17 protein-coding genes and 2 tRNA genes are annotated in these 13,091 nt (G+C 67.9%); 10 read left to right on the forward strand and 9 right to left on the reverse strand.

What is annotated here, in order from left to right; all coding sequences use genetic code 11:
• Positions 1 to 9 precede the first annotated feature (9 nt).
• Entirely contained in the window at positions 10 to 531 is a 522-nt protein-coding gene (locus tag IEX71_RS01270; protein WP_229749367.1) for a GNAT family N-acetyltransferase, read from the forward strand.
• Here IEX71_RS01270 and IEX71_RS01275 read toward each other — a convergent pair whose 3' ends face one another.
• Positions 532 to 1,014 (reverse strand): MarR family winged helix-turn-helix transcriptional regulator, encoded by a 483-nt coding sequence (locus IEX71_RS01275; RefSeq protein WP_188835160.1) that lies wholly within the window; start codon positions 1,012 to 1,014, stop codon positions 532 to 534.
• Between the two features lie 22 nt (positions 1,015 to 1,036).
• Here IEX71_RS01275 and IEX71_RS01280 point away from each other — a divergent pair, with 22 nt between their 5' ends.
• Positions 1,037 to 1,408, forward strand: coding sequence for a cupin domain-containing protein (locus IEX71_RS01280; protein WP_188835161.1), 372 nt, complete (start codon positions 1,037 to 1,039; stop codon positions 1,406 to 1,408).
• 168 nt (positions 1,409 to 1,576) lie between these two features.
• On the opposite strand, the gene IEX71_RS01285 is transcribed toward IEX71_RS01280, so the two are convergent.
• Positions 1,577 to 1,909: an antibiotic biosynthesis monooxygenase family protein gene (locus IEX71_RS01285; protein ID WP_188835162.1), complete on the reverse strand. Its 333-nt coding sequence runs from the start codon at positions 1,907 to 1,909 to the stop codon at positions 1,577 to 1,579.
• A 63-nt stretch (positions 1,910 to 1,972) separates the two neighbouring features.
• On the opposite strand from IEX71_RS01285, the gene IEX71_RS01290 reads away from it, so the two are divergent.
• Positions 1,973 to 2,842 carry an alpha/beta fold hydrolase gene (locus IEX71_RS01290; RefSeq protein ID WP_188835163.1) on the forward strand — a complete coding sequence of 290 codons (870 nt, stop codon included), beginning with the start codon at positions 1,973 to 1,975 and terminating at the stop codon, positions 2,840 to 2,842.
• Positions 2,843 to 2,846: 4 nt separating this feature from the next.
• Here the strand turns inward: IEX71_RS01290 and IEX71_RS01295 are convergent.
• The 3 genes from IEX71_RS01295 to bcp form a co-directional block, all read right to left on the reverse strand.
• Positions 2,847 to 2,924 (reverse strand) — tRNA-Leu (locus tag IEX71_RS01295).
• A gap of 38 nt (positions 2,925 to 2,962) precedes the next feature.
• Positions 2,963 to 3,571, reverse strand: coding sequence for a class I SAM-dependent DNA methyltransferase (locus IEX71_RS01300; protein WP_188835164.1), 609 nt, complete (start codon positions 3,569 to 3,571; stop codon positions 2,963 to 2,965).
• On the reverse strand, positions 3,568 to 4,035 hold the full coding sequence (gene bcp / locus IEX71_RS01305; RefSeq protein WP_188835165.1) for a thioredoxin-dependent thiol peroxidase: 468 nt from the start codon (positions 4,033 to 4,035) through the stop codon (positions 3,568 to 3,570). Before bcp ends, IEX71_RS01300 begins: the two co-directional genes overlap by 4 nt.
• A 139-nt stretch (positions 4,036 to 4,174) precedes the next feature.
• Between bcp and IEX71_RS01310 the strand changes: the two genes are divergently transcribed.
• Both IEX71_RS01310 and IEX71_RS01315 read left to right on the forward strand, forming a co-directional pair.
• Positions 4,175 to 4,459: a DUF3618 domain-containing protein gene (locus IEX71_RS01310; RefSeq protein WP_188835166.1), complete on the forward strand. Its 285-nt coding sequence runs from the start codon at positions 4,175 to 4,177 to the stop codon at positions 4,457 to 4,459.
• A 28-nt stretch (positions 4,460 to 4,487) separates the two neighbouring features.
• Positions 4,488 to 4,784, forward strand: coding sequence for a GroES family chaperonin (locus IEX71_RS01315; protein ID WP_188835822.1), 297 nt, complete (start codon positions 4,488 to 4,490; stop codon positions 4,782 to 4,784).
• Here IEX71_RS01315 and IEX71_RS01320 read toward each other — a convergent pair.
• Complete coding sequence (locus IEX71_RS01320) at positions 4,781 to 5,974, reverse strand: glycine C-acetyltransferase (protein ID WP_188835167.1); 1,194 nt, start codon at positions 5,972 to 5,974, stop codon at positions 4,781 to 4,783. The genes IEX71_RS01315 and IEX71_RS01320 overlap by 4 nt on opposite strands.
• Before the next feature lie 6 nt (positions 5,975 to 5,980).
• Positions 5,981 to 7,018: an L-threonine 3-dehydrogenase gene (gene tdh / locus IEX71_RS01325; protein ID WP_188835168.1), complete on the reverse strand. Its 1,038-nt coding sequence runs from the start codon at positions 7,016 to 7,018 to the stop codon at positions 5,981 to 5,983.
• A 204-nt stretch (positions 7,019 to 7,222) separates the two neighbouring features.
• On the opposite strand from tdh, the gene IEX71_RS01330 reads away from it, so the two are divergent.
• Entirely contained in the window at positions 7,223 to 7,675 is a 453-nt protein-coding gene (locus IEX71_RS01330; protein ID WP_188835169.1) for a hypothetical protein, read from the forward strand.
• Between the two features lie 99 nt (positions 7,676 to 7,774).
• Here the strand turns inward: IEX71_RS01330 and IEX71_RS01335 are convergent.
• Positions 7,775 to 7,850, reverse strand: a tRNA-Lys gene (locus IEX71_RS01335).
• A gap of 150 nt (positions 7,851 to 8,000) precedes the next feature.
• On the opposite strand from IEX71_RS01335, the gene IEX71_RS01340 reads away from it, so the two are divergent.
• The 4 genes from IEX71_RS01340 to IEX71_RS01355 all read left to right on the forward strand — a co-directional run bounded on the left by IEX71_RS01340 (position 8,001) and on the right by IEX71_RS01355 (position 12,390).
• A complete protein-coding gene (locus IEX71_RS01340; protein ID WP_188835170.1) occupies positions 8,001 to 9,716 on the forward strand; it encodes a YihY/virulence factor BrkB family protein in 1,716 nt (571 codons plus the stop codon).
• A gap of 291 nt (positions 9,717 to 10,007) precedes the next feature.
• Positions 10,008 to 10,280: a hypothetical protein gene (locus IEX71_RS22350; RefSeq protein WP_229749368.1), complete on the forward strand. Its 273-nt coding sequence runs from the start codon at positions 10,008 to 10,010 to the stop codon at positions 10,278 to 10,280.
• Positions 10,277 to 11,482 carry a cupin domain-containing protein gene (locus tag IEX71_RS01350; RefSeq protein WP_188835171.1) on the forward strand — a complete coding sequence of 402 codons (1,206 nt, stop codon included), beginning with the start codon at positions 10,277 to 10,279 and terminating at the stop codon, positions 11,480 to 11,482. Before IEX71_RS22350 ends, IEX71_RS01350 begins: the two co-directional genes overlap by 4 nt.
• The gene (locus IEX71_RS01355) at positions 11,479 to 12,390 is read left to right on the forward strand and encodes a ferredoxin family protein (RefSeq protein ID WP_188835172.1); all 912 of its coding nucleotides are present in this window, start codon (positions 11,479 to 11,481) and stop codon (positions 12,388 to 12,390) included. The genes IEX71_RS01350 and IEX71_RS01355 overlap by 4 nt, the downstream gene beginning before the upstream one ends.
• Before the next feature lie 4 nt (positions 12,391 to 12,394).
• Here IEX71_RS01355 and IEX71_RS01360 read toward each other — a convergent pair whose 3' ends face one another.
• Positions 12,395 to 13,084: a potassium channel family protein gene (locus tag IEX71_RS01360; RefSeq protein ID WP_188835173.1), complete on the reverse strand. Its 690-nt coding sequence runs from the start codon at positions 13,082 to 13,084 to the stop codon at positions 12,395 to 12,397.
• Positions 13,085 to 13,091: the final 7 nt, after the last annotated feature.

A 13,091-nucleotide genomic window follows, 5' to 3' on the forward strand; every position in this document is an offset into this window, starting at 1 on the left:
GCTCACTCGGTGATCGATCTCGCGCCCCGCTCCGGTCTACCGACGCCGATCCGTGTACGCCGTGCGGGCGCTGATGATCGAGAAGTTCTCCAGCGGCTGTGGCTGATGTACCGGCACGACATGTCCGGGGTGGTCGGATCATTACCCTGCGCCGACGGAAGTTTCCGCAGTGAGTGGCTCGAATACGCGCTGACCCGATCAGACTGGCACGCCTGGATGTTGACGATCGGTGAGCATCCGGGTGGCCTTGCCCTGGTCCGGGCTGTCAACGAGCCGGTGCGCGTGCTGAACAGTTTCTTCGTGGTGTCGGGAGCTCGACGATTTGGTCTGGGCTTCGATCTCGCCCGGGTCGTCGTCGGGGAGTACCCGGGCCGATGGGACGTGGCCTACCAGGACGCGAACGCCGCTGCCGTCGCGCTGTGGCCCGCGGTCGCGGGCAGCTTCGATGCCGGATACACGGTCGAGCGGCGGGCGGTTCCTGGCGACTCCGACGTCCCGCACGATGTCTGGGTGTCTTTCCGCACCGCCTGATCAGCCCGACCAGGCAGCCAGGTCGAAGCGCCCGGTCGTGAGACCCAAGCCCCGCAACGTTGCGCCGAGTTGGTCGACTGCGTCGGTCCCGACCCGGGCGCGCCACTCGGCGACTGCGAGTTCGAAGGCGGTCGCCGACAGGCTCAGGAACTGGATGCCGCGCTCAGTCGGACGCACGATGACGCGTCGCGCGTCGATGGTGTCGTTGGTCCGCGTGACGTAGCCCTCGCGTTCCAGGGAGGTGATCGTCTTCGCGGCGGCCTGCTTAGTGACGCCGAGCCGGGTGGCGAGCTCCGCGTTGGTCGCGCCACCGCCGATCGCCTGCAGGGCGAAGCCGTGTGTCGGGCGCGCGCCGGCGTGACCCTGCTCCGCGAGGCGGCGATGAGTCTCGTCGACCAGCTCGCGGAAGCCGGCGAGCAGCAGGAGCGCCAGGTGCCAGCCAGGGACTTGATTGTCAACTGGGTTGTCTATATCGTCAACCATGTTGTCTATCATAGGAGATGCCATGCAGATCGTGCGTGCAGCACAGCGGCGAACAATCACCACTCCGAACGCGACCATGATCACCCTGGCGTCGCCGACCCTCGGTGGAGCGGGGTCGAGCCTGTGGCTGGTCGAGATGCCGCCCGACATACGCGGCCCTGAGCATTCGTTCGCGGGGGAGGTGCTCTGGTCGATCACCGCGGGGTCGGCGCGTGTGCTGGTCGACGGCGTCGAGTATCCACTCGAGGCGGGCGACACCGTCGTGGTCCCCTCGGGTCAGCTGCGGCAGTTCACCGCAGGTGCAACGGGTTTCAGTGGTGTGGTGACGGTCCGCGACGGCGAGGTGACTCGTGGCGACGGTGAGTCGGCGGGGGTGCCGCCCTGGGTCGCCTGAGCTCGTGTCGCGCGGCTGTGTCCAACTCGACCCGGTGGAGAGTCCGGTACGGCGAGAGCAGAGTTTCCCGTACCGGGCTCGACACGGGGGAGACCGGTGTCCGGCCGGACGAGAGTTGCCCGTGCGGGTGTCGACACCGGGGAGGTCCACGCACGGCAGGTTCGGACGTCAGCCGCGCAACACCTCGACGAAGTGATCGACCGTCGGCACCGGGTCGTAGAAGCGGTGCAGCGCTTCGCGCCACAGCTGGTAGTCGTCCGACCCACGGAATCCGACGGTGTGGTCGGTGAGCTGCTCCCACTGCACCTGAAGCAGGTATTCGTTCGGCCGCTCGATACAGCGTGTCAGCCGGAGATCGCGAAAACCCTTCTGCCGGCTGATGATCGGTATGGCGCCGGCGAAGGCCCGCTCGAACTCGTCCTCCTGCCCGAGGCGGACGGGAAGGACAACCGATTCGAGGGTCGGCGAAGCGGTGTAGTCGTCGGCAGCGCGCGGGCTCATGGCGACGAACCTACTTCGCGGGGACCGCCTGCGGGCGGGCACCCCGCGTGGCACGCTGATGTCATGACTTCGATCTCGCTGCCGGACGGACGTGCCCTCGACATACGAGTGAACGGAGCCGACGACGGCCCCGTTCTCGTCTTCCATCACGGGACACCCGGGTCGGTGCTGCCACGCCGGGTGATGATCGAGCAGGCCACTGAGCGTGGCATCCGACTGGTCACGTATTCCCGTGCAGGGTATGGCGATTCGTCGCGCCGAGCGGGGCGCACCGTGGCCGACATCGCGGACGACGTGACCGCGATCCTGGACCACGTCGGGGTCGAGAAGGCGATGACCGCCGGCTGGTCGGGCGGTGGCCCGCACGCGCTCGCCACCGGTGCGCTGCTGCCCGACCGCATCACCGGGGTGCTGAGCATCGCGGGGGTCGCGCCATACGACGCGGACGGCCTGGATTTCCTGGGTGGCATGGGCGAGGGCAACATCGACGAGTTCGGCGCTGCGCTCAAGGGCGAGGCCGATCTGCGGCCGATGCTGGACGGCATGCGGGCGGAGCTGAAGGAAGCCACACCCGAGGCGATCCTCGGCGAGCTCAGCACCCTGCTGCCCGACGTCGACCGCAAGGAGATAACCGACGAGGCCGGCGAGGAGATGGCCGCGAACTTCCGCGAGGCGCTGAAGAACGGCGTCGACGGCTGGACCGACGACGACCTGGCGTTCACCGTGCCGTGGGGGTTCGACCTCGCGGCCATCACGGTGCCGACGTTCGTCTGGCAGGGGAGCGCGGACCTGATGGTGCCGTTCGCCCACGGTCAGTGGCTCGCCGCGAACGTGCCGGGTGCCACCGCGCACCTGCTGGAGGGCGAGGGACACCTGTCGGTCGGCGTCGGTGCCATGCCGCAGATGTTGGACGAACTGCTCGCGACTCACTGAGATGTGGTGCGGCCGGTGAGATTCGAACTCACACTGTCGGGTACCTAAAACCCGTGCCTCCTGCCAGTTGGGCTACGGCCGCTCGGACGAGGAGTCTATGACGTCGCCCGAGCGGCGCGTTCACGCGGCGCGGAAGATCCCGACGAAGAACATGTCCTCGCCCGGCTCCGGCCGCAGGTCGTATGTCGCGAAGCGCGACTCGAGCTGCCAGCCGCCCGCCTCGGCGTCGGCGATGAACTCGTCGGCCGGGTAGTTACGCCGCCCGGAGCCACCGCCCTGGTGGAAGCCCACGAGCAGTCGTCCTTCCGGTGTCACCACCGTGCGCAGCGCCGCGAGGACGGGTCGCTCGGAGTCCTCGGCGAGGAACGTCATGACGTTGCCGACGCACACGATGAGGTCGTATGCCGACGGAAATTCCTGAGCCGCAAGCGAATCCGGGCTGACGTCCTCCAGTCGGACCTGCGCTACCGGCAGTGCCGGATAGGTCTTGCCGGCCTGCGCCAGCAGCTCGGCGTCGAGGTCCACGCCATACGCGTCGTGGCCGGCCTCCTCCAGGGCAGCGGCGATGCGTCCCATGCCGCAGCCGGCGTCGAGGACCCTGCCGGAGCGGGGGAGCAGCGTGTCGGCGAGTCGTGCCTCACCGGTGATGTCCACGCCGTCCTTGAGCAACTGCGCGAAGCGGGCGCCGTAGCCGTGGTGACCCTGTTCCCAGCGGGAGACTCTCGTCATACGAGCTTCAGCGCCTTGGAGAGGGATGCCACGTGTCCGGTGGCCTTGACGTTGTAGCGGGCCAGCTCGACCTTGCCGTCGGGGCCGACCACGATCGTGGAGCGGATCACGCCGACGACCGTCTTGCCGTAGAGCTTCTTCTCGCCATACGCGCCGTAGGCCTCGAGTACCGCCTTGTCGGGGTCGGCGAGCAACGGGTAGGTCAGGGACTCCTTGGCGACGAACTTCGCCAGCTTCTCCGGCTTGTCCGGGGAGATGCCGATGACTTCGTAGCCCGCACCCTGCAGGGTGGCAAGCGAGTCGCGGAAATCGCACGCCTCCTTGGTGCAGCCCGGTGTCATCGCTGCGGGATAGAAGAAGATCACCAGGCGCTTGCCGCTGAAATCGGCGAGCGAGACCTGTTTCCCGCTGTCCGAGGTGAGTGTGAATGCCGGTGCCTGGTCGCCGATCTCGAGCCGAGCCATCTGTAACCTCCTGGGTGCTTCGCCGCCACACAGAAGTGTGGGCCGCTGCGAACGTCATTCGATATCCGTTATCGTCTCAGGCGAGCCCGACGTACGCGGCGGCGAGTGTATTGAACGAACTTCGAGTCGAGGAGAAACCATGGCTGACAAGGCCCCCGCGAAACCTGCCACGCGTTCCGCCAAGGACATCGAGGCGGATCTCGCGGCGACGCGCGAGCGCCTGACCGGCACGATCGACGAATTGGCGTTCCGTGCACAGCCCAAAGAGCTCGCCAAGCGCCAGGTCGAAGGCGCCAAGCTCAAGGTCGGCGGCTTCACGCACACGCCCGACGGTGAGCTCAACACCCAGAAGCTCGGCTTCGCCCTCGGTGGCGTGGCCGCGGTGCTGCTGACACTGGGCATCCTGCGCCGCGCGCGTGGCTGAGCCCTCCGGGGGCAACCTGCCCATCAAGATGCTGCACGACCGCGTGCTCGTCTCCGTCGACGGTGATGGCGGCGAGCGCAAGTCGGGCGGTGGCATCGTCATCCCGGCGACCGCCTCGGTCGGCAAACGTCTTGCCTGGGCCGAGGTCGTGGCGGTCGGTCAGCACGTGCGGCAGGTGAAGGTCGGCGACCGGGTGCTGTTCGATCCCGAGGACCGTGCCGAGGTCGAGTTGCAGAGCCGCAACTACGTGCTGCTACGAGAGCGCGACCTGCACGCAGTCGCCGCGCAGCGTGTCGAGACCGGCAACACCGGTCTGTATCTCTAGCCGAGCACTTCGGCGCGAGCCTCTTCGAAGGCCTTCACGCACGCCCGCACGTCGTCCTCGCTGTGCGCTGCCGACAGCTGCACGCGGATGCGCGCCTTGCCCTGCGGCACCACCGGGTAGGAGAACGCGATCACGTAGACGCCGCGTCGCAGCATCGCGTCGGCGATCTGGGCCGCTTGGCGTGCGCCGTCCTCGCCCTCGAACATGATCGGCGTGATCGGGTGGCTGCCGGGCAACACCTCGAAGCCGGCCTCGCCCATCATCGTCCGGAAGAGCACCGTGTTGGCGTTGAGCTTCTCGCGCTGCTCTCGCGAGTTGCCCGCGATCTCAAGCGCTTTCATGGACCCCGCGACCACGGACGGTGCCACGGCGTTGGAGAAGAGGTAGGGCCGTGACCGCTGCCGCAGCAGGTCGACGATCTCCTGGTGTGCGGCGACATAGCCACCGGACGCGCCACCGAGCGCCTTGCCGAGCGTGCCGGTGACGATGTCGACACGGTCGATGACGCCGCAGTGCTCCGGTGTGCCGCGGCCACCCTCACCGACGAAACCGACCGCGTGCGAGTCGTCGACCATCACCAGGGCGCCGAATTCCTCTGCCAGATCACAGATCTCGGCGAGCGGTGCGTAGTAGCCGTCCATCGAGAAGACCCCGTCGGTCACCACGACCGTATGGCGCGCGCCGGCGGCCTTCGCCGCTTCGAGCTGCGCGCGCAGGTCGGTCATGTCGGCGTTCTGGTAGCGGAACCGCTTCGCCTTCGACAGCCGTATGCCGTCGATCAGCGACGCGTGGTTCAGCGCGTCGGAGATGATCGCGTCCTGTGCACCGAAGAGCACCTCGAAGATGCCACCGTTGGCGTCGAAGCACGACGAGTAGAGGATCGCGTCCTCCGTGCCGGTGAACTCGGCGATCTGCCGCTCGAGATCCCGGTGCTGCGTCTGGGTGCCGCAGATGAAGCGCACGCTCGCCATACCGAATCCCCACTGGCCCAACGCATCTCGGGCGGCGGCGACCACGTCGGGGTGGTCGGCCAGTCCGAGATAGTTGTTGGCGCAGAAGTTGAGCGCCTCGGCGCCGCCGGTCTCGACCTTGGACGACTGCGGGGAGGACAGCTCCCGCTCGTGCTTGGTAAGCCCTGCGTCCTCGATCTCCTGGAGTGTCGCGACGAGCGCGTCCTTGTTGGCGTACATATCTCCTCAGCTCCAATCCATGACGACTTTGCCGCAGTCCCCGGACCGTGCGGCGTTGAACGCGTCCTGCCACTGCTCGGCGGGGAAGCGGTGGGTGATGACCGACTGCACGGCGTGTGCCAGCTCGGGCGACGACTGCAGCATCGCGCTCATGGCGTACCAGGTGTCGTACATCTCGCGGCCGTAGATGCCCTTGATCGTCAGCATGTGGGTGATGACCCGGCCCCAGTCGATCGCGAACGGGTCACCCGGCAGGCCAAGCATCGCGATGCGGCCACCGTGGTTCATGTTGTCGATGAGTTCGCTGACAGCAGTGGGGTTTCCGGACATCTCCAGGGCGATGTCGAAGCCCTCGCGCATGCCGAGGTCGGCCTGTGCGTCGGCGATGCGTTCGCGGCTGACGTTGACGACCCGGTCCGCGCCCGCGGCCTTGGCCAGCTCCAGCCGGTAGTCACTGACGTCGGTCACGACGACGTACCTCGCGCCGACGTGCTTGGCGATCGCGGCACCCATGACACCGATCGGTCCGGCTCCGGTGACGAGCACGTCTTCGCCGGCGATGGGGAAGGACAACGCAGTGTGGGTCGCGTTGCCGAACGGGTCGAAGATGGCACCGACGTCCGGGTCCATGTCATCCGGCTGCACCCAGACATTCGTGGCCGGTATGACGACGTAGTCCGCGAAGGCGCCGTTGCGGTTGACGCCGACCGAACTGGTGCGGATGCACAGGTGCCGCCGGCCGGCGCGGCAGTTGCGGCACTCGCCGCACACGACATGCCCTTCGCCGGAGACCCGCTGGCCGACCTCGACGCTGGTGACGCCGGGTCCGATGTCGACGACCTCGCCGAAGAACTCGTGACCGATGATCAACGGGGGTTCGACGGTGGCCGCGGCCCAGTCGTCCCATCCCTCCAGGTGCAGATCGGTGCCGCAGAGGCCCGCCCGCCATACCTTGATCTTGACCTCGCCCGGCCCAGCGGTCGGCTCCGGAGCATCGATCAGCTCCAGGCCCGGCCGGGCACCTGTCTTCGCCAGTGCACGCACGGCGGACAGTCTGCTACGTGCGGCTGTCCAGCATGTGAGCGGGGTTACAGGCTGCCCAAAAGTCCTGTGGCCACATCAGATCCGAGCGCATCAGATGTGAGGTCCCGTGCAGGTCTCACTCGGCCCGGACATCGCGACGGCTCGGTGTTGTCGAGTGCTGGTCGCTGTCGCGGTGCCGGGGCGCGTCCGGTCGCCCTTGCCGCGGTGCGTGTGCTCCTCGGATTCGTCTTCCTGTGGGCGTTCCTGGACAAGGCGTTCGGCCTCGGTTTCGCGACACCGCGGGCGCGGGCACGGGTGCACGGAGGGTCGCCGACCAGCGGGTTCCTCGCCGGCGTTGACGGCACCTTCGCCAATGCGTCCCACTCGATGGCCGGCCAGGCGTGGGTGGACTGGGCATTCATGTCGGGCATGTTCCTGGTGGGCACCGCCCTGCTGCTCGGGATCGCTCTGCGCCCCGCGGCCGCGGGAGCGACCATGCTGATGGGCTCGTTGTGGCTCGCTTCGCTGCCGCTGGAGAACAACCCGGTGGTCGACGAGCTCATCCTGTATGCCGCAACGGCGATCGCGCTCGCCGCTTGCGGAGCCGGTCACACGTGGGGTCTGGGTCGGCAGTGGTCCGCGATCGTGGGTGGGGTCGGCCTGCGCTGGTTGGCCTGAAACTGCCTGATCGGACCGATGTGAGATCGGGCACGGGCGGCTGAGAGCGATCGGGACACGACGAAGGCCAGGACACGACTGGTGTCCTGGCCTTCGGTGTGGTGCGCCATCAGGGACTCGAACCCCGAACCCGCTGATTAAGAGTCAGCTGCTCTGCCAATTGAGCTAATGGCGCTCGTTCAACGCCTGAGAAAGATAGCAGGACCGACCGGCAGAAATGAAATCGAGGGGGCGTGCGCACGTCCGTACCCCGGTCTCACCCACAGGCTGCGCTAGGTTGCGAAGCTGACGCCTGTCTCTGACCCCGATCGAAGGACACCCTCCGATGTCGATGCTCTTGTTGGAAGACGAAGAAGTAGAGCGCCCCAGGGATACACCGGACACCTACGCGAAGAACGACTGGAAGGTCGCGCTCAAGCGCGCCGCAGGGAAATTCGGCTCCGACGGGTGCACCGATCTGGCGGCCGCGCTGACCTACCGTTCGATGCAGTCGCTGTTCCCCGGACTGATCGCCATCCTGTCGCTGCTGAAACTCTTCGGCAACGGAAAACAGACGGCCAATGACGTCGTCAACAAGCTCGCCGCCATCGTGGGCAAGGAGCCGGGTGACAAGTCGCTCGACACCATCAAGAGCTTCATCGAGAACATCACGACGCAGGGCGGCGGCGGCATCGCGTTCGTCGTCGGCATCCTGCTCGCCCTCAACTCCGCATCCGGTTACGTCGCCGCGTTCAGCAAGGCGACGAACAGGATGTACGGCATCCGCGAGGGCCGCTCGACGATCAAGCTGAAGGCGTCGCTGTTCGTCGTCACCGCCATCGAAGTGGTGCTGATGCTGGTCGTGATCTTCGCGATCGTCACCACGGGATCGGTGGCCAAGGAACTGGGTGACGCGGTCGGCCTCGGTCAGACGGCGGTCACCGTCTGGGACTGGGCCAAGTGGCCGTTCGTCGTCTTCATCGTGGTGCTGATCATCGGGATGCTCTACTGGGCTGCACCGAACGTGCGCAAGACCAAGAAGGACCTCTTCACGTGGGGCGCCCTCATCGGCTTCGTCGTCTGGTTGTTGGCGTCAGCGGCGCTCGGCATCTACATCACACTCAGCCACGGCGCGAGCTACCAGAAGACGTACGGCCTGTTCGCCAACGCGATCATCTTCCTGCTGTGGTTGTGGATCACCAACCTGGCGGTGCTGTTCGGTGCCGAGGTCGACGCGGAACTGTTGCGCACCCGCCAGTTGAAGTCCGGACTTCCGGCCGAGGAGATGATCCTGCTGCCGCCCAAGGACGACGCGACCTTCGCCAAGCAGGACCTGAAGGCGGCCAGGGAATACGACACCGCGCACGAGTTGCGCCTCAGCGCGATGCGGGACGCCACCGGCGACCCGCACATCTACGGCCGGGCGGCACTGGCTGCCGGTCACGCGGCCCAAGCGGTGGGTGCTGCCAGCACGTCGCAGCGCTCGGGTAAGACTGGTCTGGTGGGTCCCCGCGACGCGACCGCGCCGCGGGCCGACACCAAGAACGACGGAGAGGTAGGCGCGATCGCCGTGGGCACCGAGGAACAAGCCGCGATCGAGGAAGCACGACTGCAACGACGTGACACCTTCTTGCTGCAGGCGCAGAAGTCGCGCGTGGTGCGCGACCGGCTCGACCGGCAGCGGGCGAAGGCCGAGAAGAAGGCCAAGGAACGCCGGGCACAGGCCGAGCGCGAGCAGAAGATCCGCGACTCCTACATCACTCGCAAGCAGCGCTGGGAGTCCGTCGCCACGGTGCGTGCACAGTACGACCCGCCGGAGACGCCGGAGCGGGACCAGGTCCTCGCCGAGCGTCAGGCGCGGCGGGCGGCATACGACGTGGAGCAGGCGGAGAAGCAAGCCAAGGCCGCCCAGCGGCCCCCGGAGCCGGAGAAGCCGAAGCGCGAACCCAAGCACCACAAGTCCGAGCCCCGGCCGTCGGTGCTGCACACCGAGATCGAGCAGGAGCAGTTGGATCGGCGTGCCGAATGGTTCGCGAAGCACCCGAAACGGTCCGTGGGCTGAAATCCCTGACCGTTATCCCTTTTTGTCCCCGGCCCGGTGGGGTAGACAAGTGGTGGCGGCGCCACCGGGCGTCGTCGCGAGCTGCCGCTCGCAAGCACACGGCCCGATGACGGGCCGCGAGATTCGCAGGAGGACTCATGACTGATTCCACGCAGGATTCTTTCGGCCAGGAAGGCCCCGCCGACGGTGGTGCTGCCGGTTCGCCTGGTGTGCAGGATGGCGGCGCCGATGGCGGTGCGGGTCAGGAGGGCCCGGCTGATGGTGGTGCCGGTGGCACCCAGGGTGTGCAGGATGGCGGCGCCGATGGCGGCGCCGATGGCGGTGCGGGTCAGGAGGGCCCGGCTGATGGTGGCCGGTGGCACCCAGGGTGTGCAGGATGGCGGCGCCGATGGCGGTGCGGGTCAGGAGGGCCCGGCTGATGGTGGTGCCGGTGGCACCCAGGGTGTGCAGGATGGCGGCGCCGATGGCGGTGCGGGTCAGGAGGGCCCGGCTGATGGTGGTGCCGGTGGCACCCAGGGTGTGCAGGATGGCGGCGCCGACGGTGGAGCAGGCTTCAACAATTGAGCGCATTGCACGCTGAGTCGGGCGACCCCGGCACCGATTTCGGTGCCGGGGTCGCCCAGGCCAGGCTGCTCGACGTCCCGCCATCCGAATTCGCGACGGGCGTATGGGCGAAGCGCGCGCTGCTGACCCGCGGTGCGGACGACTACTCCGATCTCTTCTCCGCCTCGGCAGTTGACGAGCTCCTCTCGCGCCGTGGGCTGCGCACGCCGTTCCTGCGGATGGCGAAGAACGGCGCCACGCTGGCCGACGCCGGCTTCACCGCACCCGCCGGGGTGGGCGCGACGATCGCCGATCAACTCGACGACACGGCTGTCTGGCGACAGTTCGCCGACGGCGCGACGATCGTCCTGCAGGCGCTGCATCGCACCTGGGACCCGATCGGCGCTTTCACCTCGCAGCTGGCGACCGAACTCGGACATCCGGTGCAGGCGAACGCCTACATCACGCCCCGTGCCAACCGTGGATTCGACGACCACTACGACGTCCACGACGTCTTCGTGCTGCAGATCGAGGGCACCAAACGCTGGATCATCCACGAGCCGGTGCATCCGGACCCGTTGCGGGACCAGCCCTGGACCGATCATCGGTCCGACGTCGCAGCGGCGGCTCAGCGCGATCCGGTCATCGACACCGTGTTGCATCCGGGGGACTGCTTGTACCTGCCGCGCGGGTGGCTGCACGCCGCCGAGGCGCAGGACGAGATCTCGATCCATCTGACGCTCGGCGTGCACGTGTGGACCCGCTACGCCGTCGCCGAGCAACTCATGAATGACGCGCTCGCGCGCCTCCGGAACGACCCTGCCGCGCGCCGATCCCTGCCCGTGGGCGTGACGGGGCCGGACGACGTCGTCGAAGCAGTGCGTGAGCAGTTGCGCACGGCCCTCGAGCAGGCCGACGCGGCACCCGCGTTCGCGCGCAGTCGCAACGGTCAGAGCCGGCCCGCGCCGCTCGGTCCGCTCGCCCAGCAGACCGCCTGTGACGCGCTCGACGAGTCTTCGCTGGTCCGGTTGCGCGGCGGCCTGGCCGCACGCCTCGATGGCAACCGGCTGCACACGCGGGTCGGCTGGCTCGACTTCGAGGCCGAAGAGCTGCCTCGCATGATGGGCCTTCTCGGCGAACAGCCTTGTGTCGCAGCGGATCTGGGCCTCGAGTTGGCGCGTCGGCTGCTGCGTGCCGGGGTCGTTCTGCCTGCTCAGCCGTGAGCCGCTCGGCGAGCTTCCGCTGCGCGGCAGAGGCCCGTCGTCGCGGCGATCAACTGGCAGGGACGGCGGCGCAAGCACACGGTTGGGTGCTCATCGAGCATCCGGGGCCGTGGCCGTTCGCCGGCTTCGCAGAGCTCGACATCGACACCGACCTCCAGCACGCGCTGCGACAGGCCGCACTCGCCGCCGGGATGCGAATCCTGTTGATCCGCAGGCATGGTCGCCAGTCGCGTGACGGAGCGCGGGCCTGGGCTGTGCTGCGGTATGACGCCCGCGGCGACCACCGTCAGGAGTGGGGCAACTGGACCGAGGAGGCCGACCTGGCCGACGTCATCCCGGCGATCGAACGCCGTGGACGGGTGGGGCTGCCGCCGGTCTACCTGGTCTGCACACACGGCATACACGACGCGTGTTGCGCCATACGGGGTCGGCCAGTGGCGCGTGCGCTCAGTGACGCGTGGCCCGAGCAGACATGGGAGTGCAGCCACGTCGGCGGGGACCGTTATGCCGCAAACGTTCTGGTCGCTCCGGATGGGGTCTGCTTCGGGGGCGTCACCGCTACCTCGGCGGTGACCGCGCTGGAGCAGTTGCGCGCCGGCATCGTCTCGGCCGAGCACCTGCGTGGTTATGCCGAACTCGGGCCCGGCCCGCAGTATGCCGTCGCCGAGGTGTTGCGGCGCTACGGGCCGGCGGGCCGTCACGACATACAGGTCCTCGCCGCGGTGCGTGCCGGCGACCGCTGGTCGGTCACCCTCGAGTGTCGTGCGCCGCTGCCGGAGCGGGTGCAGGTGGAGTTGCGCGCTCTCGCGCTGCCCGCGGCACAGCTGACCTGCCTGGCACCGGCGGAGACGCACGGCCTCGCCTACGAGACCGTCGCGCTGACGATCCAGCGCGAGCCCGAGAGCTGACGGATCATCGCGAATTCGCCTGCTGTCGCTGTAGTTTCGCGATGTCTTGACGAAGTGACCGGATCTCGGACAGCAACCGGTCGTCATCGCGCTCGACCTGCTCGGTGATCCACGAGGCGAGGGTGGCGGTGACCGTGCCGAGCAGCGCGATGCCGGAGATCATCAGCGCAGCGCCGATGAACCGCCCTTCCGTCGTCACGGGGTAGTGGTCGCCATACCCGACGGTCGTCATGGTGGCGATCGTCCACCATGCCGAGTCGCCGAAGGTGTGGATGTTGCTGCCCGGTGCATAGCGCTCCACGTCCAGGCACGTCAGGGACGCGGTGAAGCCGACCAGGAACGTCGTCGCCACGATGTATGCCGCCACGCGGCCACGCAGCGACGCCACGGTCATCCGGTTGAGCACCCGCAGCATCGGCACGATCCGCAACAGTCGCAGGGGCCGCAGCATCGGCAGGATCAGCGCGGCGAAGTCGACGATGTGCCGGATCATCCACTTGCGCTTGTTGTTCGACTTGCGGAACTCGACGACGTAGTCGAAGACGAACAGTCCCCAGGTCAGCCACTCGACCGCGTTGCACAGGTGCCGCTCCGCCGGTGCCAGACCGGTGTCGAGGATCGGCACCGCGTAGGCGGCCAGGAAGGCGGCTGCCGCCAGGAGCAGGGTGAACTCCCAGCGGGACATGGATCGCATGCCGTCA

Source organism: Flexivirga endophytica (assembly GCF_014640635.1).
In the GTDB taxonomy this organism is placed as follows: domain Bacteria; phylum Actinomycetota; class Actinomycetes; order Actinomycetales; family Dermatophilaceae; genus Flexivirga; species Flexivirga endophytica.

Excerpts from the sequence above, each read along its gene's own strand:
- IEX71_RS22350 (WP_229749368.1), top strand. The coding sequence starts at position 10,008 with ATGGCGGCGCCGATGGCGGCGCCGATGGCGGTGCGGGTCAGGAGGGCC.
- bcp (WP_188835165.1), bottom strand. The coding sequence starts at position 4,035 with ATGGCTCGGCTCGAGATCGGCGACCAGGCACCGGCATTCACACTCACC.
- IEX71_RS01360 (WP_188835173.1), bottom strand. The coding sequence starts at position 13,084 with ATGCGATCCATGTCCCGCTGGGAGTTCACCCTGCTCCTGGCGGCAGCC.
- IEX71_RS01310 (WP_188835166.1), top strand. The coding sequence starts at position 4,175 with ATGGCTGACAAGGCCCCCGCGAAACCTGCCACGCGTTCCGCCAAGGAC.
- IEX71_RS01300 (WP_188835164.1), bottom strand. The coding sequence starts at position 3,571 with ATGACGAGAGTCTCCCGCTGGGAACAGGGTCACCACGGCTACGGCGCC.
- IEX71_RS01280 (WP_188835161.1), top strand. The coding sequence starts at position 1,037 with ATGCAGATCGTGCGTGCAGCACAGCGGCGAACAATCACCACTCCGAAC.
- IEX71_RS01340 (WP_188835170.1), top strand. The coding sequence starts at position 8,001 with ATGTCGATGCTCTTGTTGGAAGACGAAGAAGTAGAGCGCCCCAGGGAT.
- IEX71_RS01285 (WP_188835162.1), bottom strand. The coding sequence starts at position 1,909 with ATGAGCCCGCGCGCTGCCGACGACTACACCGCTTCGCCGACCCTCGAA.
- IEX71_RS01320 (WP_188835167.1), bottom strand. The coding sequence starts at position 5,974 with ATGTACGCCAACAAGGACGCGCTCGTCGCGACACTCCAGGAGATCGAG.
- IEX71_RS01290 (WP_188835163.1), top strand. The coding sequence starts at position 1,973 with ATGACTTCGATCTCGCTGCCGGACGGACGTGCCCTCGACATACGAGTG.
- IEX71_RS01275 (WP_188835160.1), bottom strand. The coding sequence starts at position 1,014 with ATGGTTGACGATATAGACAACCCAGTTGACAATCAAGTCCCTGGCTGG.
- IEX71_RS01315 (WP_188835822.1), top strand. The coding sequence starts at position 4,488 with ATGCTGCACGACCGCGTGCTCGTCTCCGTCGACGGTGATGGCGGCGAG.